General features: G+C 54.0%; 21 protein-coding genes. 11 read left to right on the forward strand and 10 right to left on the reverse strand.

Annotated features, from left to right (window positions below; translation table 11 throughout):
* The first annotated feature begins 33 nt into the window (after positions 1-33).
* The 4 genes from CU041_RS14980 to CU041_RS14995 all read left to right on the forward strand — a co-directional run bounded on the left by CU041_RS14980 (position 34) and on the right by CU041_RS14995 (position 8,805).
* Positions 34-1,014 (forward strand): helix-turn-helix domain-containing protein, encoded by a 981-nt coding sequence (locus CU041_RS14980; protein ID WP_101247524.1) that lies wholly within the window; start codon positions 34-36, stop codon positions 1,012-1,014.
* A 436-nt stretch (positions 1,015-1,450) separates the two neighbouring features.
* Positions 1,451-3,967, forward strand: a complete 2,517-nt coding sequence (locus tag CU041_RS14985) for a tectonin domain-containing protein (RefSeq protein WP_170310257.1) — start codon at positions 1,451-1,453, stop codon at positions 3,965-3,967.
* A 458-nt stretch (positions 3,968-4,425) separates the two neighbouring features.
* Positions 4,426-6,162 carry a hypothetical protein gene (locus CU041_RS14990; RefSeq protein WP_101247526.1) on the forward strand — a complete coding sequence of 579 codons (1,737 nt, stop codon included), beginning with the start codon at positions 4,426-4,428 and terminating at the stop codon, positions 6,160-6,162.
* Positions 6,163-6,198: 36 nt separating this feature from the next.
* The gene (locus tag CU041_RS14995; protein WP_101247527.1) at positions 6,199-8,805 is read left to right on the forward strand and encodes a tectonin domain-containing protein; all 2,607 of its coding nucleotides are present in this window, start codon (positions 6,199-6,201) and stop codon (positions 8,803-8,805) included.
* 267 nt (positions 8,806-9,072) lie between these two features.
* On the opposite strand, the gene CU041_RS20825 is transcribed toward CU041_RS14995, so the two are convergent.
* Positions 9,073-9,888: a hypothetical protein gene (locus tag CU041_RS20825; RefSeq protein WP_101247528.1), complete on the reverse strand. Its 816-nt coding sequence runs from the start codon at positions 9,886-9,888 to the stop codon at positions 9,073-9,075.
* Positions 9,889-10,020: 132 nt separating this feature from the next.
* Between CU041_RS20825 and CU041_RS15005 the strand changes: the two genes are divergently transcribed.
* The 3 genes from CU041_RS15005 to CU041_RS15015 all read left to right on the forward strand — a co-directional run bounded on the left by CU041_RS15005 (position 10,021) and on the right by CU041_RS15015 (position 12,478).
* Positions 10,021-10,599 (forward strand): sigma-70 family RNA polymerase sigma factor, encoded by a 579-nt coding sequence (locus CU041_RS15005; RefSeq protein ID WP_101247529.1) that lies wholly within the window; start codon positions 10,021-10,023, stop codon positions 10,597-10,599.
* On the forward strand, positions 10,596-11,372 hold the full coding sequence (locus CU041_RS15010; protein WP_101247530.1) for a zf-HC2 domain-containing protein: 777 nt from the start codon (positions 10,596-10,598) through the stop codon (positions 11,370-11,372). Before CU041_RS15005 ends, CU041_RS15010 begins: the two co-directional genes overlap by 4 nt.
* 110 nt (positions 11,373-11,482) lie before the next feature.
* Positions 11,483-12,478 (forward strand): TapB family protein, encoded by a 996-nt coding sequence (locus CU041_RS15015; protein ID WP_101247531.1) that lies wholly within the window; start codon positions 11,483-11,485, stop codon positions 12,476-12,478.
* Between the two features lie 63 nt (positions 12,479-12,541).
* On the opposite strand, the gene CU041_RS15020 is transcribed toward CU041_RS15015, so the two are convergent.
* The 5 genes from CU041_RS15020 to CU041_RS15040 form a co-directional block, all read right to left on the reverse strand.
* On the reverse strand, positions 12,542-13,300 hold the full coding sequence (locus tag CU041_RS15020) for a substrate-binding periplasmic protein (protein ID WP_101247532.1): 759 nt from the start codon (positions 13,298-13,300) through the stop codon (positions 12,542-12,544).
* 176 nt (positions 13,301-13,476) lie between these two features.
* Positions 13,477-14,340, reverse strand: coding sequence for a pirin family protein (locus CU041_RS15025; protein WP_068517508.1), 864 nt, complete (start codon positions 14,338-14,340; stop codon positions 13,477-13,479).
* A gap of 177 nt (positions 14,341-14,517) precedes the next feature.
* Positions 14,518-15,120: an NAD(P)H:quinone oxidoreductase gene (gene wrbA / locus CU041_RS15030; RefSeq protein ID WP_068517507.1), complete on the reverse strand. Its 603-nt coding sequence runs from the start codon at positions 15,118-15,120 to the stop codon at positions 14,518-14,520.
* A gap of 127 nt (positions 15,121-15,247) precedes the next feature.
* Positions 15,248-16,297 carry a glycerophosphodiester phosphodiesterase gene (gene glpQ / locus CU041_RS15035; RefSeq protein WP_101247533.1) on the reverse strand — a complete coding sequence of 350 codons (1,050 nt, stop codon included), beginning with the start codon at positions 16,295-16,297 and terminating at the stop codon, positions 15,248-15,250.
* A 135-nt stretch (positions 16,298-16,432) separates the two neighbouring features.
* Complete coding sequence (locus CU041_RS15040; RefSeq protein ID WP_101247534.1) at positions 16,433-17,620, reverse strand: vWA domain-containing protein; 1,188 nt, start codon at positions 17,618-17,620, stop codon at positions 16,433-16,435.
* A 176-nt stretch (positions 17,621-17,796) separates the two neighbouring features.
* Here CU041_RS15040 and CU041_RS15045 point away from each other — a divergent pair, with 176 nt between their 5' ends.
* Positions 17,797-18,318 carry an isoprenylcysteine carboxylmethyltransferase family protein gene (locus CU041_RS15045; RefSeq protein WP_170310258.1) on the forward strand — a complete coding sequence of 174 codons (522 nt, stop codon included), beginning with the start codon at positions 17,797-17,799 and terminating at the stop codon, positions 18,316-18,318.
* A gap of 20 nt (positions 18,319-18,338) precedes the next feature.
* Here the strand turns inward: CU041_RS15045 and CU041_RS15050 are convergent, their stop codons facing one another.
* Both CU041_RS15050 and CU041_RS15055 read right to left on the reverse strand, forming a co-directional pair.
* Entirely contained in the window at positions 18,339-19,187 is an 849-nt protein-coding gene (locus tag CU041_RS15050; RefSeq protein WP_101247536.1) for an AAA family ATPase, read from the reverse strand.
* A gap of 97 nt (positions 19,188-19,284) precedes the next feature.
* Positions 19,285-20,271 carry a helix-turn-helix transcriptional regulator gene (locus CU041_RS15055; protein WP_170310259.1) on the reverse strand — a complete coding sequence of 329 codons (987 nt, stop codon included), beginning with the start codon at positions 20,269-20,271 and terminating at the stop codon, positions 19,285-19,287.
* Between the two features lie 245 nt (positions 20,272-20,516).
* Here CU041_RS15055 and CU041_RS15060 point away from each other — a divergent pair, with 245 nt between their 5' ends.
* Positions 20,517-21,236 (forward strand): hypothetical protein, encoded by a 720-nt coding sequence (locus tag CU041_RS15060; protein WP_068517501.1) that lies wholly within the window; start codon positions 20,517-20,519, stop codon positions 21,234-21,236.
* A gap of 333 nt (positions 21,237-21,569) precedes the next feature.
* On the opposite strand, the gene CU041_RS15065 is transcribed toward CU041_RS15060, so the two are convergent.
* Both CU041_RS15065 and CU041_RS15070 read right to left on the reverse strand, forming a co-directional pair.
* Positions 21,570-23,372 carry an autotransporter outer membrane beta-barrel domain-containing protein gene (locus tag CU041_RS15065; protein WP_170310260.1) on the reverse strand — a complete coding sequence of 601 codons (1,803 nt, stop codon included), beginning with the start codon at positions 23,370-23,372 and terminating at the stop codon, positions 21,570-21,572.
* Between the two features lie 397 nt (positions 23,373-23,769).
* Positions 23,770-24,393 (reverse strand): TetR/AcrR family transcriptional regulator, encoded by a 624-nt coding sequence (locus CU041_RS15070; RefSeq protein ID WP_101247539.1) that lies wholly within the window; start codon positions 24,391-24,393, stop codon positions 23,770-23,772.
* Positions 24,394-24,534: 141 nt separating this feature from the next.
* Between CU041_RS15070 and CU041_RS15075 the strand changes: the two genes are divergently transcribed.
* A complete protein-coding gene (locus tag CU041_RS15075; protein ID WP_101247540.1) occupies positions 24,535-25,623 on the forward strand; it encodes an ABC transporter substrate-binding protein in 1,089 nt (362 codons plus the stop codon).
* A 146-nt stretch (positions 25,624-25,769) separates the two neighbouring features.
* Positions 25,770-26,633 (forward strand): ABC transporter permease, encoded by an 864-nt coding sequence (locus CU041_RS15080; RefSeq protein WP_101247541.1) that lies wholly within the window; start codon positions 25,770-25,772, stop codon positions 26,631-26,633.
* Position 26,634: the final 1 nt, after the last annotated feature.

A 26,634-nucleotide genomic window follows, 5' to 3' on the forward strand; every position in this document is an offset into this window, starting at 1 on the left:
ATTGTTTTGGGGTATGGACGTCGGGGGACGACGATGACCTATCTGCAAAATCATACGATTTTGTCTTCGGGCGATCTTGACGAGGTTCGTGAGTCGATAAAGAACCTTGCCGCGCGACACGACCTTGACGTCAAGGGACGGCAGGCGGACTTTCATGCGCGTGTTGCCGCGGTGGAACGTGACGACATCAATCTGATGCATGTCACATTTGGCAATGCACGACTAAGTGTCGAATCCTCCGAAGAAGATGATGACGGCCTGTTACTCTATCTTGTCACCAGTGGTACGGGTGTCGCACAACATTGCGGCGAAGATCTGGAATTTTCCGCCAATGCTGGCTTCATGCGTGATCTGGCTGTGCCGGTCAGCGCCACAGAAGACGATTTTGGCGCAGTGGTCCTGCGCCTTTCCAAGAACAAACTGAAAAACCATGCCCGTTCGCTGGTTGGCGACGATGTCGATTTGAAAGGATTGCGTTTCAATCCGGTCATTGATCCGGCGACACCGGGATGGAATGTGTTTCGTCACACAGTTGATTATGTGGCCCACAATCTTGATGGGCCGTTACGCGATGTGCAAAACCCGTTCATAACCACCCAGATGAAAGACATGCTGTTCACCCAGTGCCTGAGCCTGTTGCCCAACAGCTATCAGGATGTCATGAACGGGCGCGCGGTAACAGAAATCGTTCCCTATTACGTCAAACGCGCGCGCGACCATATCCATGCCCATGCACACAAAAAACTCGGCCTTGCCGACATCGCGGCAGCCGCCGGATGCGGGTATCGAGGATTGCAAAAGGGCTTCATGGATGCCTATGGCAAGCCCCCGATTGCCTATTTGCGAACCGTTCGGTTAAAACGCGTCAGGACCATTCTCAAGACGGAGCTGAACGGAAAAACCGTCGCAGAAGTCGCCAGACAATGGGGCTTCTCGCATATGGGACGATTTGCCAAGGATTATCAGCGGGAATTTGGCGAACTTCCATCCGAGACAATTCGCAAATACGTCTAGAACCATTCCGCTATATCCAAAAAACGTCCGGCATATCCCCAAAGCGCATCAAACGTATGACGGCGCTGATTTGCGTATTCCATTCTCGATGATGCTGTTCAATTCTCGGTGCGGGGGTTGAGGCATCTTTTGTTCATTCAAAGGTTTGATCGGTCTTTGACCGGTCTTGGGGTGTCTTTGCTTGACGGAAGTTGAAGCATCAACAAAGACGTGTCTGACGGCGCTCATTTCTGCGTTGACCGGGGTTTGAAAAACCCTGGGATGTCGCAGTCTGATGGCGCCGTCAGACCAGAAAACCTGACGTGGAACGCCTTCTCATCCCCAATGCAAACCATAGGGCAGCCCTTATGGCATTTGCACCGTGACCTTGTCTGCTTTGACCGCAGTCAGGGGACAACAGTGATATCGCGCGCGTTGTTTGCTTGAGGATGAATCCATGGAAAGCTGTTTCAAGTCTGGCCACATAGTGTGGCGGGCATTGCTTCTTGTAACTGTGTTTGCCGCCAGCATTCTGGCAAGTTCATCAAATGCAGCAGCGCAACAAACCCAAGCAGCCTTCACAGAGCCGGGTTACCCCATTTGCGGCGCGCTGAATTTGCGCACAAACAAGCTTCTGGGACCATGCAGTTTCAGCAGCGCCACCAAAACCGGCAAGGCCGTTGGCGAGTGCCCGCGGGGATCATTCTTTGATATCGGGACATGGTCGTGCTTCTCATGCCCGGCCGGCTATAACCGGACCGGTTTTGCCGTGGATACGCCCATGGCCTGTTCAAAGCAGGTATCAGCCCAATACAAACCGGCCACGCGTGTTGGCTCACACAGATCCTGCCCGTCCGGTTCGTTCAGAGACCCGCGCAATGGCGGCGAATGCTGGTCGTGCCCGGCTGGCTTTGGCCGCACCTGGTCGGCTGTTGATGCATGGGATGCCTGTGGCAAAGCTGGCCAAACCGCCCGTCGTGCAGAATTTATTAGTCGCGTGTGTCCAGACGGCACGATTACCGATCTCAATGGCAGTTGCTATACCTGTCCCGAAGGTTTTCGCCGTACAGCTGCTGCTGTGACTGCCGGCAATGCTTGTTTCCGAAACGAAAGCTTGATGCCTGCTGAAAAAACAGCGGCTTTGACATGTAAACCCGGTGAACATTTCGACTTCATTGACGGCGGCACCTGCTGGACGTGCCCGGAAGACGCGGTAAGATCGGTCTATGATGTCAGGACCGACAAAGCTTGCGAATACACGACCATGCGTTGGGTATCGGCCAAACGAACCCCAAATGGCTTATTCGCTTTACCCGGCGCCCCGGAAATCGCAGCACAGGTTATCAAGGCCCGCACCGGCATTGATGCCATGATCGCCAAATTCATATCGGAAAATAAGCTCAACAAAGCCGAAGGCGAAGAATTTGCGACCGATTCCTGGATAGTGATTAACAAGACACCTGAAAACTCGCCGATTTTGAAGGCGGTCGTCTTCGAGCATATTTTCAATGCGATCAAAAATGGCGCAAAAACCAAAGCTGACCGCGACCTGCTTAACTATCTCGCGGTGTATGTACAACAGTCCCGCCAATTTCTTGCAAATGAAATGAGAGATGTATGGGAAAGCTGGAAGCGCGGCCGAGCCGCCTGGAAGACACAATTCGGAAGCACAAGGGCAAATACACATGATACCGGCGTTGCCCCACCCAAGATCCAAACGATGGTGGCCGACGCGATGCATCTGGCACCTGCTGGCATTATGGCCCTGACATTTCTTGGCGGCTATGGAGGGTCTCTTGCCTCGAACACAGTCGCTCACATCGCCCATAAAGTAAGTCATGTCATATACTCCGCCAACAAAATACTATCTCAGGGTGCAAGCAGCTTAGCCAAGGCTGCGGCCTCACCCATCACCGGTATGGGGCCGCTTGCTGCCCCACTTGCATCGCTGGCTGTTTCTTCGGTCATTTTCTCGATGGCAACCGACATCGCACTGGAGCAAAACAAACAGGACGCCATCGTCAACGATGCACTGATTGTTGCGCAACGTCCGGTAAATTTGAGCCGATTGATAATGACCGAAGAAGGCCGGATCGAAATTGCAAACAACTGGGCTATGATGACCCAGGAGCCAATCAAGCCGAATACAGCGCTTTGGGCACGCCTGATGCCGAGCGAGACCTCGACGACTGAGTCACGGGTTGTTCTTAACGGTGAAAAAGTGATCGTAGGCGCGCCCGATATCCCGGTCATCCCGATGGCGCAGATTAATGCAATCACGACGACAACCACCGCCGGTGCAAATGCTAGCGATGGTTGGGAAAGCGTGTCAGGCAAAGCTACCGACATTGCCATCGGCACCGATGGCACGGCCTATGTGATTAGCCCGACCAAAGCCAACAGAAGCGGCTATCAGATATATAAACGCGAGAGCGCGGCGAATAAATGGACCAAACTTCCAGGGGCCGGATACCGGATTGCTGTTTCAGATACGACGGCCTGGGTTATCAATCTCCGCGGTCAGATCTACTCCCTGTCCGGTTCCGATTGGCAAATTGTTCGAGGCCCGCAAGCCAAGGATATCGGTGCCAGCGCCAAAGGCGTGTGGATCGTCGATTTCAAAGGGAAAATCCATAAACGCGAAGGAAATGGATGGAAAAACATTCCCGGGACGGCTTCGCGCATCGACATTGATCAGGATGGTCGGCCCTGGGCAATCGGCGAGCAGGGAGATATCTGGGTCCATGGCAACGATCAAAGATGGCAAAAAGTACCCGGTCAGGGCATCGACATCGCGATAGACGTCCCTGGTCAGGCCAGAGCGATCGATAAGCATGGCAACACATTTGTCTTTGACGGCGCCAAACGAAATTGGGTTGCGACTTCCCGGGAAAAGGATGCCCTGGCAATCGGTGCCGGTGGTGGACAGGTATGGCGGGTTACCAAAAATAACGACATTTATCGGCTGCGCTGACGACCACCGGCAAGAGTGCCGACGCGATCTCGGCTTTGGCACTCTTGCCGGTTTTCAACTTTACATTTTTGGATCATGCGGTGCGGATTGCCTGCTTTCACCGAAAGGCAGTGCGTCTGACATCGGCGATATCCGGAACAATTGATCGGGGCACATCGGTTTTGATCACACATCGTCTGATTTTTGTGGGGAAATGACGGTTGCGGGACTTAACGAAAGAATTCAAGCGAAGCCAGTTGCTTGGGACATCGCTTCGCGGCGCATTGATTTTATCAACAATTCTGGTCGCGGGGTGTCAAACTGCGGGTTTGACACCGGATCGCTCTGTGGGGTTCGGCACGGCTGCGTCATCGACGCATGACAGCACGCAACAATCATCCTTTACACAATCAGCTGCCTCGCAAGATGCCGTTCAGGTTTTGGTACGCCAAAGTATCGAGGCACTGGAAGCCCGAAAGATGGATGAAGCATCACGGCTGATCAATCTGGCCCTGAAGCTTGATGTCACCAACCCGGATTTGCAGTTTCTGAACGGACTGACTTACCATTTGATGGGGGTTCAGGGTGACGCCAGCAAGTTTGATCTGGCAGAACAGGGTTACAAGCAGGCGCTGAAATTTGATCCGGGAAATCTTTCGGCGACATATCAGCTGGGCCTTCTCTATATGGATCAGCGGCGCTATGGCCTGGCACAGAGATATTTCGCAGCGGTCGCCCTTCATCGCGATGACGACCCGTCCGTTCTCTATAGCCTGGCCTCTGCATCCTATTACGCCCGGGACCCGAGAACTTCGGAAGCTGCCCTGAAACGATTGCTTGCAGTCGCACCGGAAGCAAGACAACAGCCCGAAATTCTCAAGGCGACGGCCTTGTCCCTGGCGGCAATGGATGATCGTGCCGGGGCATCGGCCTTTGTCTCGGCCTATCGCGACGCAGTCATGGGACCGGAAAGCGTTGCCTATCTTGAACGTCGTATTCAGGGCTGGCAGTCGTTTTATGACAGCGACGCCAAAATTCTGATGGCCCAGTACGGGAATGATCCGTATGGCAGTGACCCGTATGGCAGCGATCCTTACGGATCAAGCAACCCATATGGTCAAAGCAGCCCGTATGGCGCGGATCCCTATGGATCGTCATCTGATCCCTATAGCGCACCACAACCCGGGCAATATAACGCCAACGACCCGATGCAGCAGGGCTTTGCCGATTCCAGCATGGTCGTGGTGGATGTCGTTCTGATCGGCACACAGGAAGACGTGCGCAATTCACGCGGCATCAACCTTCTGAACGGTTTGCAGCTGCAATTCGGGGATCCGCTGACCGGGACCGCCGGTTTTGGTTATGGATCAACCAGAACCAAGGATTATCTTGATACCGGGCTTGAACAAAGCACCCAGACAATCACCCGGGCCATCAGCATTCCCGCCGTCACATATTCACTGAATATCGCCAATTCCGCCGATGCCAACAATCAGGTTCTGGCAAAGCCGAGTTTGGTGGCCCAGGCCGGACAAACGTCGGAATTTTTCTCTGGCACGGAAATTCTGGCCGCTGCGGTTTCGGGGGGGAATGGTGACAGTGTTTCGGTGCAAAAGGAGGTCGGCGTCAAACTGGCGGTGACGCCGGAAATTCTGCCCGATGACATGATCCGGTTGCATGTGGTCGCGGAACGGACCTTCCTGACGGACCCGTCCAACTCGGTTGTGTTTGAATTTCGTCTCGACACCACCAAAACCAATGTCAATTCCACCGTCACGATGAAATTCGGTGAAACCCTTGTTCTGGGCGGACTGAGTGAACGCGAAACATCGAAATCTGCGGACGGTGTCCCGGGATTGATGGATGTGCCGATCCTTAATCTGTTGTTTTCACAGCGTGTCGAACGCCAGTTCGAACGGTCGGTCCTTATCCTGATGACCCCGCGCCGTCCCCATTACACCCGCCGGGCCCAGGCAGATCGCGATGTCACGATCGAGGAAATGTCGGATCTTGAACGCGACATCGAACGTCTTCAGCATCGCCACAAGGACTGGTTCACCCCGCGTGCAACGTTCAACGAAGTGATCGAAAAACTGCAAGGCCGCGAATTCTTCGAAGAATTCCGGTCCGGGGACGTCAAAGTTCATTCCTGGCAAAATGACGCCAGCAACCAGAAACACATCGCGATGGTGCAGAACCGATTGCTTGGTGAATAGCATTTGTTTTCGAAAACGGTGATGCGAGGTTACCCAATGACGCTGCTGATCATGCGGTCCTGTGTTGTTCTGCTTTGTATCGCATTTGCGACCATTCATCCGATATCGCACCTGCATGCGCAAAACAGCCCCGCATCCCAAAACTGGACCCGTTTGCCGGGCACAGCTGTCGATATATCGATCAACAGCGACGGGCAGGCCTATGTCGTTGCCCCGGATGGCACACCATGGCGCTGGGATGCCGAGGAACAGCGCTGGCGTAAAATGTCGGGGGATTTCGTCCGGATTTCCGCCGCAGAAGGAAACCGGCCCTGGGCTGTCAGTTCTGACGGCGTTGTTTATCGCTATAACGGGCTGTGGTGGGAAAACAAGGATACCGACGTTGTGGATGTTGCCGCCGATACGCTTGGCAATGTCTATATTGCCAAGGTTGATGGTGCGCTCAAAAAATGGAACCCGTTGCGCAGCGAATGGCGACAGGTTGACGGAACAGCGTATCGCATTGCGCTCGACATGACCGGCAATCCCTGGGCAGTTGCCCGGGACGGGCGGGTTCGTTCCTTTGACGGCAAGGACTGGATCACCCTGCCCGGCCGCGCAACCGACATCGCAATTGGCGGCAACAATGCAGTGGTGATCGTCGATGCCGAAGGCCAGATCAGGATATGGGACCCAGCGCGACGCAGTTGGCGTATTGTCGCCGGGGTCAATGGCGCAAAAGCCACCGCCGCCGCCCCAGATGGTGGCCCATGGGCCGTTATCGAAGGCGGTGCCATCATGGCGACAACCTTGCTGGTCGCCCCCGAAAAGATCAAAACCGAAAAAGGCCGCGCCCCGCAAAGCAGAGCGCCCCAGGCCGTTGCCCCTGTCGAAAACGCCCCCGCAGCCGTCGCATCCGGGGTTGCCGCAACACTAATATCACCACCAGGTGCCGTGCCCCCGCCCCCGGCTGTCGCGGCACCGTCAAGTGCCCCTGTTCCGGTCCCTGGCATCGTAAGCGCATCTGGTGTGTCCGCCGATGCCACTGGAAATGGGGCAAGTCAGGCCAGCAGCAGAACAGTCGCCCCGTCAGGCGGCAATGATCCGGTGCTTGATCCTGCAACCATCACAACCAGTGAAGATATTACCTTTACCGATACCCGGCAGACCGCAAAGGTCGTTTCAATCGGACGGGACGGAAGTGTGTTTGGTCTTGATGCTGGCGGAAGCATTTATCGCTGGTCCAACAGTCGTCGCCGGTTTGAAGATTTTCCGGGAACGCTGGTGCGCATCGCTGTTGATGCCGATGGCAACCCGTGGGGCATTTCCACCTTGGGCCGGGTATTTCGCCATACAGGAAATCTTTGGAAACAAATTCCCGGTGCGACCGGATCAGACATCGCGATTGGCGGGGACGGATCGGTGGTGATCGCCGATGCCAGCGGCAATTTATCCAAACTGAATGACACAATGACCCGGTTCGATCGCATTCCCGGCCAGGGTATTTCGGTTGCGGTTGCCCCCGATGGAACCCCTTGGACCATCCGTTCTGACGGGCTGGTACAAAGATGCGATACATCGCCATGCAAGATCATCCGGCAGCGGGCCAAAAGCATCTCGATCGGTCCGGATGGCAGCGTCTATGTGGTGTCAGATACCCAGTTTCTGATGCGACTGGCTGCGAATGGCGAAGATTTTGAAGTTGTTCTGACACCGGGCCATATTCCGGAAAGTGCCGCGGTCGGACCGAACGGCTTTCCCTGGGTAGTAACCAAAGATACCCATGTTCTGGCCTCGAAATTCTTTGACCGGGACGAACAGGCAGACCGTCGCATTGCCGCATCCACCGCCGGGGATACCACCGGCAGCGGCAATACAGCCGCCGTTGTCGATATCCCGTCAGACAACGCTTTTACATTTTCAAAAAACATAACCTTTGAAACATTTACCACGAACCTGAATACGGTTGACGCAATGACCGTCGGACAAAATGACGGTTTCTACATATTTGGCTCGCCACTTTCGCAAGGGGCGAAACAGTTATTGAAGTTCAACACCAAGACCAAAAAGTTTGAGCAAGTTTCCCTGTCATTCAGTCAGGACCTGATCGTGTTCGACGTGGCAAGCGATGACAGCATCTGGACCAATGGAAACAGTTCGAGTTCGATTTACAGACTGTCATCGAACGGCACTGTCCAGCGCACCTATTCCGTCACATCAGGCAATATCAGAGACCTTTCGATCGGGTCGGATGGCACGGTGTATGTCGTTATTGACGACAGGCTTTATCACCTTAAACCGGGAACAAACGCGTTTACCAAATTCAACAATGATGATGTCCGCAAGGTTGCCGTTGGCCGCGCTGGTGATTTGTGGATTGCCGATGCCAACAACATCGTACAGCAATTTACCGGAACCAGGTTCGAAAACCGCCCGTTGGGCCAAAGCACCAAGATCGAGGATATCGGCGCCGGGTCGGACGGCAGCATCTATGTCACGGTGTTGGATGGGAACGCGTATGTGCTGAAAAAATGGAATGCCACCAACAGCTCGTTTGACAAGGTCAACAACATCAATGCCGACAAGGTCGACGTGCTTTCCGATGGCCGCCCCTGGATCACAGATACCAACAGCAATACGGATGCAAAACGCGCCAAGGACTAGGTGCGGTGTTTCCAACCAATTTATTGTCAACAAAATCATTACCCAATTGCAGATCAACCCAACCTGAAAATGGCTGAACTTATACTGGTCCATCGACAAACTGGATGAACGTCCGGCAGCAGTAGAGGTCTGATCAATCCGGTTCTGTCTGTTTGGTCCGAACAAAAAGGACCCCGTCGGCCGGGGGACCTGACGGGGTTTCCAGTTTTGCGACCCCGATACGGGCCGCGGCGGTCAAAGCAGGATCAGCTGCCTTGAATGGGATTATTATGCGGCAGTTTCGCCGGTATCTCCGGTGTCACCGCTATCGCCCGTGTCGCCCGTGCCACCGGTATCGCCAGTATCTCCAGTATCGCCGGTGTCACCCGTATCACCAGTGTTCGGTTCGCCATCGTCTGGCGTATCGACATCATCACCAGCGTCGGGACGGGTCAGTTCTTTCCAGCCATGGGTAATGATTTCCTGTTCGACATCAGGATCAACGTCAGGACCAGCCGGTGCGCCAAAGACCCGCTGGATACCGGGAGGAAGCGCACCCGCAAGACCCGGTGCGTTGGTAATGCCACGTGGCATCGATTTTCCATTAAGCTCGGCTTCCTCGCCTTCTTCACCTTCGTCGGTTGTCGCAGCACTACGACCTAAACCATTGGACTGAAGACCCAGGCTCTTTGCATTGGACCGTGCAGCGGCACTGTTGCCCGGACCATCCGCGCTATTGCCATTTCCGTTACCACCGCCATTACCATTGCCACCAGCATTGCCGCTGTTACCCGGACCATCAGGGCCGCCAGAACCGCTGTCGCCATTCGCGCCACCGCCGTTGCCGCCACCATTACCATTTCCGTTGCCGCCGCCATTGCCACCGGAATTACCGTTGCCATTGCCGCCACCGTTTCCGTTTCCACCGCCATTACCGTTGCCGCCGCCATTGCCATTACCTTGCGCAAAGGCTGCGTTATCGGTCAGATCCATTTTCGAGAGATCAAAAGAGACCGGCGCGGCAATCAACGCAAAAGCGCCAAAACCAAGGATTCCGGCCGTCACAATCTTGGTGCGAAGTGATTTTTTCATTTCGGTCGTCATCTTCAGGCTCCTGTCCATTGTCCGGGATTTCGCATTGTTTGCAGGGACAACGCACCGGCTGAACAATTTCTTCCGCACCCCGGCAAATAATTTCCAAATATTTTTTTCATCTGTGACGGAAGAAATAGCCACATGCAGGCGTTATCTAGACAACAGGACCACAAATTCGGAAATGGAACTTTTGGTTTGGAGACTGCACTTCGCTCAGAATTGACCGGCCTACTCCCGCGTGCCATGCGATTTGCAAGGTCTCTGACTCGCGATACGGTGGCAGCAGAGGATCTGGTGCAAACTGCTTATATCAAGGCCGTCGAACGTATTGATCAGTTTGAGCCTGGCACCCGGCTTGACAGTTGGCTGTATCGCATCATCCAGACAAGCTGGATCGATGAGAAACGTCGCGACCAAAGACGCGGCAATGTTGTTTCATTTGAAGATGCCCGTGACACCGTCATGCCCATGCAAAAACATGGCGGAACCGACCGGATCTTTTTGCAATCTGCCATGGCATCACTGGTCGAAGATCAGCGTGCGGCCATGACACTGGTTTTGATTGAAGGATACAGCTATCGCGAAGCTGCTGACATTCTGGGCGTGCCCGATGGAACCGTGATGAGCCGCGTTGCACGGGCCCGCAAGACACTGGCCGCCCTGCATGACGATGATAGCAATTTGACAAATAATGACGGCATCCAAAGAGGTTCGCCATGACCACTGAACTTATGGAACAGGACTACATTCTGTTGTCAGCCTATATCGACGGCGAACTTGCACCGGCCGAGTGCCGCAAGCTTGAAGACCGGATCGCCAATTGCCCGGAGCTGAGCCGCCAGTTCAATATCATGGCCGGACAGGCAGTTGTTCTGCGCAACCAGTCCAATCGACTTCTTGATGATCACGTCTATCCGGAGCTGAGCAAAAGCATCCAGGATATCCTTGATCAGAAGCCGGTTGAAAAACGTGGCACCATGCATGACGCAGGCAATGTGCATACGGGACCACGTGCCGCGAACAACAATAATGCAATCTGGACCGGTATCGGTGCGGCCGCCGCCGTCCTGATCGCATTCGTTGGTGGTAACTGGTTTAACGAAAATCTTGTCAATGACCCGCAGGCAAGCGGATCACAAAACGCGGCACAAATGACGGCCTTTTCCCCGATCGGCAATCCGGTTCTTGATCAGGAAATCAGCCTGACTTTGGAAAAGACACTCAGCGGTGAAATTCGCCATGTAGCGCTGGATAGCGACCAGAAAGGCGGTTCCGAAACGTTGATCGAGCCCCTTCGAACCTTCAGACAAGGAGGCCGTTTCTGCCGCGAATACCAGGTCAGCTTCGCTACTGACCAGATAACGGGCAGTGAAACAGCGTTCTACGGGCGGGCATGTCGTACCGGCGAAGGTCAATGGGAAACGGTTTATCGCCTGATCCCGGGCGTTGATTTGCCTGATCTGGAACCGCCCGCACCAGATCATAAATTGTAATTGCCCGGTTGGGACGAAGGCCGGGCTTCGTCCTTGTCTGTCATGCTCAACGACACAACAAAAAAACACGACGCAAATATCGACCAAAAAGAATAAGCAGGATCAGGACTATGAAGATGCCGACACTTTCGCGTCACTTCGGGGCGCTTTCATGCGTTTTGGCGCTTTCATCATTGGGGGCCTGTCAGACCCTTGATGATTTTGGTGCCAAGCTGAATGAACTGAATGACGGCATGGGGCAATATGCCGAGAAGACGGTAAATACCGGTCCCGAACTGGCGCCCGCCACCCTCCCCGATTTCGGAATTGGTGATGCCTTTGTCTTTGACAGTGGTCGTGCCATCTATGTCGAAAAAATAAGCGGCGATAACTTTGTCTGGAATGGTGGTGGCGACTATCGCTTTGAAACCAGTGCCGATTTCACCGGCCCCAATCTGGAATGGTCCTATACCGACAAGGAAGACCGCAAACGGTCGGGCACCACAACCATCAAGGAGGGCTCGCAATCCCTGTGGCCACTTGAATATGACAAGATGGTTCGGATTTCGACCAAGTCCGAAAACATCGATCCTGACACCGGCAAGGTCAACAGCTATGACCAGTGGCTGACCTGCAAGGTGCCCGCAACCGAACGGATCGAAGTCCCTGCCGGCACCTTTGACACCTATGTCATCGAATGTTCGCGCTATTATAAGCAGTGGTGGATGCAAACCACCAAATGGTGGTACGCGCCCGAGATCGGCTTTTATGTCAAACGTGATCGTTCCTGGAACTCGGGAACCGATCATAGCGAGGAACTTCTGACCTATGGCCCCGCACCAACAAAAATAGCGAAAAACGCACAAGAACAGTTGGCCAAAACAGTTCAAACCGCACTTGAGAACAATAACTCGGGCGACGCAGAAAAAACGCATGCCGGATCAATCGAGATTGTGGTCACCCCCATCAAAACCGTTCAAACCGACAAAGGCATCTGGTGCAGAACGTATCGTCAAGAATTGACCGCCCGCAAACGTACCAGCCAACAGGTCAAATCGGCGTGCCGTACGGAAACGGGTTGGGTGATTGAAGATCAGGTTGCTGAAGTCAAGACAACAGAGATGTGAAATCGGCCGGTGCCTTAAACTGGATGCAAACCGGATCCGGCGCAGTTTCGACTGTCCTGCCCGTCAATATTCCGCCGTGGCCAGGATGCTGTCCAGTTCGCCGCTTTGACGTAGTTGCAACAAGCCAACATTGAATTCGGCGATGATTTTTGCCGCATCTGCATTGTTTTTGCCAACAATGAAGTGAAGTGGCATGTCCGACAGGCCTTCTTCGATATGGCCGAAATCGTCAAAGGGCAGTCCGGCGGCCTGGATTGCGCCCAGGGCTTCGGGGATCGGGCTGATGACGCTGTCAACACGCCCGGCATCGAGCAGTTTGAAACATGTTTTCATATCGGGTGGCGACACGCGTTTTGCCTGTCCATTGCCAAAAAGCCGCCCGGCATAGCCAAGTTCGGCATAGCCCAGCGGCAGGCACAGGCTTTTGCCCAGAAGATCGACCTTGTCATCAAAACGTACCCCGTTGCGCGAATACCAGCCATAGGCCTTAAGGCTTGTGATCGGGTCGGAAAACAGCACCGATTTGGCGCGGGTACGGGTAAAGGCATAGGGGAATGTGCCATCGACATTTCCCTCGACCGTCAATTCATATCCCTTAAGCCATGAACGCCAGATGATGGTGACGGTTTCATACCCGGCGCGTTCGAACACCGTGCGCACGATCTCGGTAACAATGCCGCCACCGGCAATATCGCGGTCGGTAAAGGGGGGAAAGGCATCGCCGGTGACAAAGCGCAACTCCCTGGCCTGGGCGGAGACGGCAAGGATGCTCCCCCAAAGGATCAAAACCCATTTCAATGCGCGCCAGTGCGACCTGTTCATGCGGATCGCTATCCTTTTGTTGCGTTCCTTTTACAGGTTAGACAGCAGAGGCACGGTTTCAAGGCAACAGCCCCGCACCCGATGCTATCCTTTAGCCGCATGCAAAACGCCCTGATCACGAAAATCAGGGCGTTTTGCGTTGAATTCATCGGGAAATTTTTTCGATCACCGCATCATCACGATGCCGCCTTGCGCACGAAAGTGCCGCGCTGATAATCGTCAAAGGCCTGCATCAGTTCCTGTTTGCTGCTCATGACGAACGGGCCATAGCGGACCACCTGTTCATTGATCGGACGGGCTGCAATCACCAGCATGCGCCCGCCGTCCGAGCCGCCCTTAAGGGTCACGCCATCACCATCGTCAAGAATGGCCAGATGATGGGTCGGCACATCCTTGCCGCCAACCACCGCATCGCCGATAAAGACATAAACCACCGCAGTGTGCCCTTTGGGTAGCGGCACCGTGACTTCGGCCCCGGCATCAAGTTTGGCATCGACAAAGACCGGATCGGTCGAAATGCCGTTGATCGGCCCGGTTGCCCCATGCATCGATCCCGCAAGCAAGCGCAATTGCGCACCCGCCACCGGTTCGATTTCCGGTAATTCATCGGGTTCCATATTCTGATAGCGCGGATCAATCATCTTGTCCTTGGCCGGCAGGTTGATCCAAAGCTGGAAACCCTGCAAAAGACCATTTTCCTGTTCGGGGGTCTCGGAATGGACGATGCCGCTGCCGGCTGTCATCCATTGTCCGCCGCCCGACCGCAGGATGCCTTCATTGCCCATGCTGTCCTTGTGACGCATGGCCCCTTCGACCATGTAGGTCACGGTTTCAAAGCCGCGATGGGGATGTTCGGGAAAGCCCGCAATATATTCATCGGGATTGTCGGTCGACAGGGAATCAAGCATCAGAAACGGATCAAGCATATCAAGCTGCGGCGTTCCGATTGACCGTTTCAGCGACACCCCCGCACCATCGGATGTATCCATGGCGCGCAAAACCCGTTTGACGGCGCGTGCATTTGCCACTGTGTCAGACATGTCAAATCTCCTGTGCGTGCCGGTGCAGCCACCGGGTGAATTTCATATCCATCACTGTCGCACAAAACTGTCGCCAAACAAGACGTAATCAGGCATCTGATTGTTTACCAGGCGGCAACAAAAAAATGGCAGCACCGGAAACCGGCACTGCCATTTGATCGTGATAAAGCCTGAAAATCAGCCCGCCAGTTTGGCAGCGAGTTCGGCAACGTGTTTGCCCTGGAACTTGGCAATATCAAGTTCGTTTTCAGACGGCTGACGCGATCCGTCCGCCCCGGCAAGCGTTGTTGCACCATAGGGCGAACCACCGGTAATTTCGTCCATATTGGTCAGCCCCGAACAGCTATAGGGCACACCGACAATCACCATGCCATGATGCAAAAGCGTCGTATGGGTCGAGGTGATGGTGGTTTCCTGACCGCCATGCTGGGTGCCGGTCGATGCAAACACCGAACCGATTTTGCCGATCAATGCACCCTTGGCCCAAAGACCACCGGTCTGATCAAGGAAATTGCGCATCTGGGCGGACATATTGCCAAAGCGGGTCGGCACGCCAAAGATGATGGCATCATATTCCGGAAGATCGGAAACGGATGCGACCGGTGCCACCTGATCAAGTTTCGCGCCGGCGGCCTTGGCCGCATCTTCGGGCATGATTTCAGGGACGCGTTTGACATCGACCTGCGTTCCGGCAACGCCACGTGCGCCTTCTGCCACGGCATTTGCCATGGTTTCGATGTGACCATACATCGAATAATAAAGAACCAGTACCTTTGCCATTTCTGCCTCCTTGGTTGAATTTCATGAACAGCAATGATGACTTGCCTGTGCCTGTCTGATAACGCTCAGATTGGAAACAGACTGCTTCGAAAATCGAAAATATCGAGCGAACCGGCGCTCCGACCGGTCAGGATGCCGGATTGCGCGCCAGGAACTGGACAACCTGATCAGGGAAATCGGTGAAAATGCCATTGATCCCGGCATCGTCAAAAATCGCCGTCAGGGCAATGTTCATATCCCCGGCCCATTTGGGCAGCTGATCGGCACGCAGGGTATAGGGATGAACAAGCAGTTGCGCGCGCTGGGCGGCAATCAAGGTCGGGGTCATGGTGGCCTTGCCATTTTCACCAAGGCCTGAAATCACCTGTGGCAACCACGGACCGATACCGTCGACCACCTTGGCCATTTCAACAATGCCTTCGCCCGATTTCAGATAGTCATAATCGGTTCCCGCCGGTGCGCCCCAGCGGTTCTCGCCCAGAAGCTGCACCAGCTTGCCCTGGTAATGCAGTTCGTTGCGAATGCGCTGGGTCTCGGCCCAGTCAAAGCATTGCACAAACGAATTCGAATTCGGGTTGTTATAGCCCCATTTTTCAAGAACCGAGATCACGGTTTTGGCAATATCCTGACCTTCGCCACGATGGAATGCCGGGTCCTTGATTTCCGGATAAATGCCGACATCGCGGCCGGTCGAATGATTAAGACCCTGGATAAGTTTGATTTCTTCTTCAAGGGTCGGGATTTCAAACATGGCGAAATCACCGGGGAAGCGGTTTTCATAGACCTGCTTGCCACTATCGGCCTTGAACCGTTCGGTCACCGTCAGGGATTTGAGCTCCGCCAGGGTGAAATCAATCACGTAATAGCGCCCGTCATCCCGTTTGCGATCGGGGAATTTGCGGGCAACGTCGGTGGTTGTATCAAGATGAATATCATGCAGAACCACAGGGACCCCGTCCTTGGACAGCACCACATCCTGTTCGATGTAATCAGCCCCCATGCCATAGGCCAGCGCCTTGGCCGGAAGTGTATGTTCGGGCAAATATCCCGATGCCCCGCGATGGGCGATCACGACCTGCTCGGCCTGAATATCCTGCGCCTGGGCCAGGCTGACAGAACCAGCCATCAACAGCCCGACGGCCAGAACACTCGACTTGATCAAATTTTTCACCGGCATCCCAGATTTCCTTTTTATCACGGCCCCTTTTTCGGGGATTCTGGACTATAGGCGCGGTTTCACGGCTCAGAAATCCCTGTCGGGCATCCCGAGACAATCTTCATGAAACTGTTACTCTATCCGGGTAACGCGGGCCTAGCGGTTAAGTTCCCCGGTCATGCGATCCAATCCATCAAGCGTCAGCGGAAACATCCGGCCTTCCATCAGTTTATGCATGATCTGGATCGACTGATGATGACGCCACCAGTTTTCCGGTTGCGGGTTGATCCAGGCCGCATGGGTGAAATGTTCAAGCAATCTTTGCATCCAGACCGCACCGGCTTCCTCGTTCCAGTGTTCCACCGCCCCGCCGGGATAAGTGATTTCATAGGGGCTCATGGTTGCATCCCCGACAATCACCAGCTTGTAATCCGCGCCATAGGTATTGATCACATCCCATGTCGAAACCTGCTCGTTCCAGCGCCGTGCATTGTCTTTCCAAAGCCCCTCATAGGGGCAGTTGTGGAAGTAATAATATTCAAGATGCTTGAACTCGGTTTTGACCGCAGAAAACAGTTCTTCGCAGACCTTGATATGATCATCCATTGATCCGCCGACATCAAACAACATCAGCACCTTGACCGCGTTATGGCGTTCCGGGCGCATTTGCACATCAAGCCATCCCTGACGTGCGGTTGATGTGATCGTACCGGGCAGATCAAGCTCGTCTGCCGCCCCGGTCCGCGCCCATTTACGCAAACGCCGCAGGGCGACCTTGATATTGCGCGTACCGATTTCGACACTGTCATCAAGGTTCCTGAATTCGCGCTTGTCCCAGACCTTGACCGCGCGCCGATGCCGGGATTTGTCCTGTCCGATCCGCACCCCTTCGGGGTTATAGCCAAAGGCACCAAACGGCGATGTTCCGGCCGTGCCGATCCATTTATTGCCGCCCTGATGGCGGCCCTTTTGTTCTTCAAGACGCTGTTTAAGCGTCTCCATCAGTTTTTCCCAACCGCCAAGGGCTTCGATTTCGGCCTTTTCCTCGTCGGTCAGGAATTTTTCGGCCAGTTTGCGCAGCCATTCTTCGGGGATATCAGTTTGGGCAACTTCGTCCATGCCCGCGGCCAGATCGGCAATGCCTTTGAAATGTTCGGAAAACACCCGGTCAAACTTATCAAGATGGCGTTCGTCCTTCACCAGGGCCGCGCGCGCCAGATAATAGAAATCCTCGACCGAATAGCCCGCCAGTCCCTTTTCCACCGCCTCAAGCAGCGTCAGATATTCGCGCAGTGAAACCGGGATACGGACATCCTTGAGCTTATAGAAGAAGCCGGTGAACATTACTTACACCCCGATCCAGCAGAAGCAAAAGGCACAACTGAAACTTTTGCGATACAAAACATCAATCCATGCAACCAGCTTCTGGACAAGTCAGTCCCCATCGGGCACTTTGCGCCCGCACATACCGGGCGTGATTGCCGCGGCTTATCAAAAACAAACGCACGAGCATTCTTTTCATGACTGATTTTCTGTATGGCTTTGTTGCCATTGCCATCATTGCCCGCTTGGTTTCCTTGGCCATTTCCAAACGAAACGAAGCGCGTTTGCGCGCGGCCGGTGCCACCGAATATGATGTTGCCACCACACGTATTCTGACCATCGCGCATGTTGGATTTTATGTTGCCTGCATGATCGAAAGCGAATTCAGAGCAGCCCCGATCAGCACCATGACCTATGCCGGTATCGCAATCTGGACGGTTTCGATCATCATGCTTGCAGGCGTGATTGCCACGCTGCGTGACCTTTGGACGGTCAAGCTTTTCATCTCGCCCAATCACGAGATCCGCACCAGCATCCTTTATAAAATCTGCAAGCATCCCAATTACTTCCTGAATATCGCCCCTGAGCTGATCGGCTTTGGCCTGGCCCTTCAGGCATGGGGAACACTCATTGTCGGTTTGCCGGTTTACGCCGCCATCCTGTGGCGTCGTATTCGGGCGGAAGAAGCGGCAATGAAGGCGACCTTCCCTGCTTATTAAGGCCGGGAACCACCCTGCATCTAACGTCCTTCGCGGCGCGCCATGAAGGCCAGCCGTTCAAACAGATGCACATCCTGCTCGTTTTTAAGCAACGCCCCATGAAGGGGCGGCACGGCTGTTTTGGCATCCTTGGCGCGCAGGGCCTCGGGCGGAAGGTCCTCGGCCATCAGAAGCTTCAACCAGTCCAGAAGCTCGGACGTTGACGGCTTTTTCTTGAGCCCCGATACCTCGCGGATGTCATAGAAAAGGTTAAGCGCCTCGGCGACCAGACGTTTCCGGATGCCGGGATAATGAACCTCGATAATCTCGGCCATGGTATCGGCATCAGGGAAGCGGATGTAATGGAAGAAGCAACGCCGAAGGAACGCGTCTGGCAATTCCTTTTCATTGTTTGACGTGATGATCACGATCGGGCGATTGGTCGCCTTGACCGTTTGCTGGGTCTCGTAAACAAAGAATTCCATGCGATCGAGTTCCTGCAACAGATCGTTGGGAAACTCGATATCGGCCTTGTCGATCTCGTCAATCAGCAGAACCGGCGCTTCACCCTCGGCCTCGAATGCTTCCCACAGCTTGCCCTTGACGATGTAATTGGCAATGTCATGAACGCGTTCATCGCCCAACTGGCTGTCGCGCAGACGCGAAACCGCATCATATTCATAAAGCCCCTGTTGGGCGCGGGTGGTGGATTTGATCGACCAGGTGATCAGCTTTTTGCCAAGTGATTTGGCAATTTCTTCGGCCAGCACCGTCTTGCCGGTACCGGGTTCACCCTTGACCAAAAGCGGACGCTGCAACGTGATCGCGGCATTGACCGCCACCATCAGATCTTCGGTTGCGACGTAATTTTCCGTACCCTGAAACTTCATTTTTGCCCTGCAACATAAGTTGACGTTTACGTTAACCTAGGGGGTTAAAGCGACTTGAGCAAGAGGGCAAAGATATGCGGGAACCCCAGAACCACAATCACCCGCTGCTGCGGTTAAGTGCCTGAGCGGGGCTTTCGCCGTACCAGTCACGATAGGATCGTGAGAAATTGCTGACATGGTTAAACCCGACAGCGGCTGCGACCTGTTTGACGTTGCTATCACCAGTTGCCAGAAGCTCCTTGGCCCGCTCCATACGTTTGGAACGGACGAAATCAGCGCATGTCTTGCCGGTTTCCAACTTGAACAAGCTGTTCAACCGGCTTTCGGTCATGCCTGCGGCAATTGCAAGTTGCGCAACGGAAAGCGGTGCGGCCAGATCATTGGTGATCTTTGAAATTGCCTCTTCCGTGACGGTCTGCTCAAGAACACTTGGTTCCGGCGTCTTTTCACTGCCTTCGCACAGCAGGCAATAGGCATCAATCATCTCAGCCAGAAACAGGGTCGATAAACCTTCAAGCTTGAACTTGCGGCCCAAACCGGTCATTTGCGCCGAGAACATTGCACTGACGATACTTCTGATCTTGTTGTTCAGGGCAAGCGGTCTGACATCAATTACATCGTGACTATCAGAAAGAAACGGCGTTAAGGCATCTGGCATCCCGTCACCAAATCGGGCACGTAATGCATCAAGGTCAATGGTCACCCCGGCATGGCGGATCAATTGCCCACCGGGTAGGAAATATCGGGTGCCGGGCGGGTCTACCCGCATCATCAATCCGGTTTCGGGCGACATGGATTGTTTCTGGCCATCCGGACATTCAAAATCGTGACGCCCCAGAATGTTAACCGACCCCGCCAGCCATCCGGGTGGCAAGGCATTTTGCACATCAAATCTGGAATCATCGCGGACATTGAGCTCCGCACGGTGCAAACAAATGCCATTGCTAAAATCAATGCGTTCAAGACGCCCGCTGACACCGGGCAATTCGAACAAATCCCCGTCGGCAAGACGTAGCTCACCAATATCTGCATCCGGTTCATGGCCCGATACAAAGCCAAAACCGTCTCCGGCCTGTTCGTCCATCCGTCCCATCCCCAACCTGTCCTTACCAAAATTGTCGCCAGATCACATACGTGCCAAACGATCATATTGTTGATGTTGTTATCATTCCCGGACAGGGTTACTTGTGACTACTGTCACGTCAAGCATCAGCGTTCCATGTTCCCCGGACGACAATACACCTGTCTTCACCCTGCCCGTTTGGACAGTTTTTTATTTCTTTTCATGGCATTAGTATCTGGGAAAACAGGATCAGGGGACAACAAACGATGCAAACGAAATTACTGGCGATCGGGCTTGCGATGCTGCTTTCAGCCTGCCTTGCTACAGTCGACAACCAGTTCCAGAACGATTTTCCAGTCGGGAAAGTGGTGCAGGACAAAGTAACCATGCCACAAGGCGATGTGGTACTGCCGCCCGGTGACTGGACTGTTCTTGCCAACGAACTTTACCGCAACAACAACTACCATCCTTTCGGAAACATGGTTTTGGGCCGGATTGACGATCAGAAGTTTTTGCGCGGTTTTATCACCATCTCCAGCCCGCTCAGCGTTCCGATCAGATATTCGTTCTATTCTTCGTCCTTCTGTAATCCAAATGTGACTTTGCTGTATCACCAGACCAATGCCAATGTCGATTTGGGCAATCAGAGCTGCTTTAGCGTCAAAAAGAAAACCATCAGTGCCTTTGCCAATTTCGATGATTTTGTGAAAGTCGGCACAAGCAATCTTTACGCGATGGATGTTGATCGCCCCTATGACATGATCAGCGCCGAATTCCGCATCACACGGCGCAATAAATTCCTGGTTGTCGAGTATGGCTTTGACTACCGGCAGGACGCCGCCGAAATGGCACCTGGCTATGAAACAGGCGAAGAAATCTCGCTACCGCGCGCATTCTCTCCCAAAGAGAAAACCGAAAATGCTGAAGCTGTTATTCGTTGGGCACGGGCCAATGCCGAACGGATCGAAACGGAATTTCTCGACTAGGATCAGGGGATAAAAACGAAAGCCGCTGCCTGTATTCACGTAACGCTTTTAACCCTGATCAATCCACGCCACCACCGCGTGAAACCGGCACCACAACCGCCAGCGCATTCTGACGGGCGACTTCGGCCCAAGGCCATGTATCGGATTGCCAGCGTCATAAATCAGGTCAGGTTAACCTCGGAGGTGTTTGCGCGCAGTTGTGTGGCTGTGCGATGTGTGCGCACTCAAAAGCCCCCGGCGCGCAATCATCTTGCTGACACCGGCAACGTATTTCACGCCGCCGGTGTCAAAGATGCGTCTGTATCAAACATACCGGTTTGAGATGCCCCGCCCCTAGAATGCAAGAGTGATATTGATCTCTGCGACTGTTTCGCGAGACGAAACCGCATTGGTGTGGGTCAGGTTAACTTCGGTGCTAAATGCGTCATCTTCGGCGGTGAAGGTAAAACCGGTCCCGAATGTCTGACCGCTGTCGGGGGTGAAGTTGCTGCGAACATAGGGCGAAACGACACCAAGTGAAGCGCCCTCGCTGCCATTGACGCTAAATGCATACGCGATCAGGCCACCAATGGTGTATTCGCTATAATCATCGGTGCCCAATTGCTGTTCACCTTCGATAGAACCGGAAAGCCCGGTTGCACCGGATATGATGCGAAGCCCCCCGCCCAGATTGAATGCCGTCTTGTCCCCGTTTGTTTCGTCGGTCATGTCATAGACGAAATCTGTTTTGGCGAATGGTTGCAAGATTGTCTCTGCGGCATCAAAGCTATAGGCCGCCTCGATCCCCGGTTTAAGGCGGCGGGTGTTGGACACGGTTTTGCCAACCTGTGTGCTGTCACTTTCGGTATAGGCATCAACGGTTTTGCGCGCCGCCAAGAAGCTGACATTAACGGTCACATCCAGTGGCAATGCTTCTGACGGACGCATGGCATATGCCCCGCTGAGCGACCCGAACCACATATCTGACTCTGTATCGCCTGTGACCGAACTATCGCGGCTAAGGTCAATATCGCCAAGGCTGTAGCCAATAATGCTCGAAAGCGTCACGCCTGCGGCCGGCTGATAGACAATATAGGGCGAAAGCGTCCAGTTGGTTTCATCGTAATAACCGGAATTATAGGTCGTGGTCAGGGCCGTTTGCGAATATCCCATCGAGATACCGCCGACCAGTTCCGGGCGCAAACGCACATCAAACCCCAGATTATAGCCCCACACATCCCCGTCATAGCGGCTGTCGCCCGTGGCATTGTTCCGGTCATTGTTAACCGAGGTATAAGACCCGTGTCCCCAGACCGTATAACCCTGCTGTGCCAGCAGACCCAGGCTTTGCTCGATCCCGCGCAGCGGATCATCGCCCGCGTTTGCATCACCGGCCGCTGACAGCGTGGTTTGCGAGCTGTCAAATGAGGCCTGCATGGCCAATTCACGCAGCGAGGTGCCACGCGACTTCATGACCATCGCTGGCTTGGCCAGGGTCGTCGAACCGGTATGGCCCGAGAAACTGCTGGACGAAGGTTGATCACCGGTCGTCGGAGCAGGCACACCACCCGTATTGGGTGCTGCGACACCACCCGTGGCGGAGGCCCGCGAAATGGCAAGAACGCGTGCCTCGAAATTCTTGCCAACAACCGTCGCCTGAGACCGCGACACAGAAGCCTGCAATTCGTGGGATATAGATTCGTTCGATGACGAAGATGATGATTCGTCATCAGGGAGCGAAACACTGGCAGAGGTAATATCAACGTCAGTCCCGGAAACCGTAAAGTTTACCGTCATTGTGGCGACAACACCGGCGGAAACATTGGCCTTAAGAGTGTTTGCATAGGTTCCATTGGCCACAGACCCGTCATTACATGACCCGCCGGCCGTAACCGTACCCAAATCACCGATGGTACATCCGAGATGATCTGTAAGCTGCGGTATCCCATCTAAACTGCTATCGCCAAAGAATTGGGCGTTATTGACTCCGCCAGATGACACAAACAGAATATCACCTGTGTTCTGGGTTTGCGTAGTATTGGCAATGGTGCACGTCTTGCCCGCAGCAGAATAAAGAACAGATGTTACGGTTGACGGGTTATCGGCCGCGGCACCGGTGCAAGTAACGGTTGCGGCATGAACGCTGCTTGGCGCCATGCCGAGGTCGGCAACAAGACAAAATATTGTCAGAACAAACAAGTTCCGGACGAAATCCCCACCGCGACCGGACATGCTTTGCATGCATGATGCCGCTTTCACGCGACGCACAACATGCTCTTTTACAACTGCCAAAAGAGACATTGCATAAGTACCCCCTTGAATAATATCTATTTTTTAGGGGCAACTATTTATATTAGCAAGATAATTCACGATTTCGCGCAAAACATGCAAAGGAAATTGGCTGTGCTCCGAAGGCCGGGATAACGAATTGATTTAGCGAAAATTTTCCGGTCAGGCGCGGATAACACCGAAATCGGTATGGAAATCTGCGCCCATCCGCCAATGCGATGCATTGGAGAAGGCAGATGATTTACCGGACAAACTTAATGGCAGGTCAGTGCGCACCAACAGATATCAGCGATGCCACAGGCAAATTTTGCTTTGCCACGCTTGCCTTCAGGCCATCAACATCCATGTCCTCGTCTTTGACAAACTCGATGAACATCATGTTCACATTGTTAAAGACAAGCTCGCCCAGTGCCATGCAATCGACATCCTTGCGAACAATGCCGCGATCCTGCAACGACCGAAAAAGGTCGCAGACCTGTTTGGAAAGCCGGTGATCAAGCGCGGTATAGCGTTTGGAAAACGGGGTTTCGGGCTGAGCAATGGAAAGCGACATCGCCGTTCGCCACATTTCCTTGGACAGATAGGTCAGGGAATGGTCGTAATATTTACCGATCAGATCAAACAGGGCCGATGCGACCTGATCATGCTTTTTGGCAATGATCCCCTCGCCCGCTGCCAGCACTTCCTCGACCTCCATCGAGACCGTCGCCATCAGCATGTCGCCCTTGTTTTTGTAGTAATTATAAAACGTTCCGACCGATACCCCGGCCATTTCGGCAATGTCTTCGATGCGGGCACTGTCATAGCCGACCTTGCGAAACAGCGTTGTCGCCGCCTCGAGAATACGGCGGTTTTTATCGGCTTTTTTCTGGGCGCGCAGACCTGACATGGTCACTCCGGAAAACTGAACGGGTTCAAAAATTACATTGACTCAAAAAATGAACGCGTTCAATATTTTTTCAACGGTGCCAGAATGAGTGCCGAGTTACCCAATAAAAGGGAGGCCTCAATATGAAATCAGGGAGAGCCTATGTTTCGTCACGTTTCCACGGGGAAAACCCGCAATAAGCTTTTAGGCGGTGCCGCAACCTTTTTGCTTGGTGCCATTGCCGTTGCAAACAGCGCACAGGCCACAGAAGAACTCAACGCGCTTGTCTGGTGCGATCATACCGACCCGGCCTTGATCGAACCGTTCGAAAAGAAATACGACGTCAAAGTCAATCTGAAGGAATATGAAGGCACGGGTGCGGGCCTTTCGATCATCGAACAATCCCGCCCGGGGGACTGGGACGTGTTCGTGATTGACGGCGTTGATGTCCATCGTGCGGTTGAAATGGATCTTCTGGCCGAAATTCCGGCCGATGCCCTTCCGACTTCCGATCTTTTCCCGGAAGTCGTGATGGCCGAAAACAATGTGGTTGATGGCAAAACCTATGCCGTTACCGAAAAGTTCGGCTACAACACCATTTCGTTCGACAAGACCAAGGTCGACCCCAAGGACATGGAAGATATGTCCGTGATCTGGTCGGACAAATATGCCGGACGCATCGCGATTTATGATTATTACCTGCCGGTTATCGGCCTTGTCGGGCTGGGACTTGGCATTGATACGGCCGATCTTGGGGCGGACGATATGGACGCCATCAAGGAAAAGCTGTTTGCGATGAAAAAGGTCTCCAAACAGGTTGGCGAAGTGGTTTCCTCCCAGACGGCTTTGGCCACGGGTGAGGTCGATATCCTTGTGGGTGGTGGTGAATGGATCACGGCGGTTCTGTCCGAAGACAAACCGAACCTTGATTGGGTCATCCCGAAACAGGGCGGCCTGCGCTGGGCCCAGTCGATCGGCGTGATGAAGGAATCTGCCAAGCCCGACCTGGCGCTGAAATTCGTGCAATACATCCTGAGCCCCGAAGGTCAGGCGCGTCTTGCGACATCGTCCTGTTACTGGGGCATGCCCGCCAATTCCAAGGCAGGGGAAAACCTGTCCGATGCGCAAAAAGCAGCCCTTCGCTGGGATGATCAGCCCGAATATCTGAAAAACTCGCAGCTTTATCCGATCCCGGATGCCGATCTGGACGCCCAGATGCAGGATGCCTGGGTCGAGATGCTCCAGCAGTAAGCATCCCTTGCTTATTGCCACCCGCCATTGCCCCGCTTTTTGCGGGGCAATGGTTCTGCTAAGCTTGCCAAAACGGCGACCAACCTTCCACGACACCAAGACCGGTAACCGGGCAAACTGCCTGTGTTGCGACAAAGGACACCGTGATGGCCCAAGCCACCCTTGAAACACGCGAAAATCGCCGCGCATGGGGATTTGTCACCCCGGCACTTTTGTGGACGGTCGCGTTTTTCGTCATTCCGTTTGTTGTCATGGCCGCGATCAGCCTTGCCACCCGCAAGGGCCGCGACATCGTGATGGCCTGGAATCTGGATAATTACATTACGTTTTTTGAAAAGGCCCATCTGCTCAAGGGGCTTTTTGTCTCGCTGGAAATTACGTTTACCGTCACCATCATTTCCGTGATCCTTGCCTATCCGCTGGCCTGGATCATTGCCGAGCGCGTCCCGCAAAAATGGCAGCGCATGGCATTGATTCTGGCGATCCTGCCATTCTGGACCAGCTATGTGGTGCGGTCCTATTCCTGGCTTCTGGTTCTGGCCAAAAACGGCGTGATCAATAACGCGCTTTTGCATATCGGCCTGATTGCCGAACCGCTTGAACTGGCCAGCACGCGCACCGCCACCGTGATCGGGTTCGTGCATTTCTTTGTCATGCTTTTGACCCTGACCATCTATGCCAATCTGGTGCAGATGCCGCCAAATTATCGCCGGGCGGCGGCCGATCTGGGCGCCAACGGGTTTCAGGTTTTCTGGCATGTGGTCTTGCCGCTGACCTTGCCGGGCATCATGGTTGGCGCGTTTCTGACATTTGTGCTGTGTATCGGCGATTACATCACGCCCCAGATTTTGGGCGGCAATAATGAACTGGCCCTGCCACAGGTCATCATGTTGCAACTGGGCCGACGGGCCGATTTCCCGATGGCGGCAACGCTGTCGATCATTCTGATGGCGGTGGTGACGCTGGCCTATATTGCCTGTGCGCGCTGGCTCAAGATGGAGAGAACATAAA

The sequence above is a fragment of the Thalassospira povalilytica genome (assembly GCF_002844235.1).
Classification (GTDB): Bacteria; Pseudomonadota; Alphaproteobacteria; order Rhodospirillales; family Thalassospiraceae; genus Thalassospira; species Thalassospira povalilytica.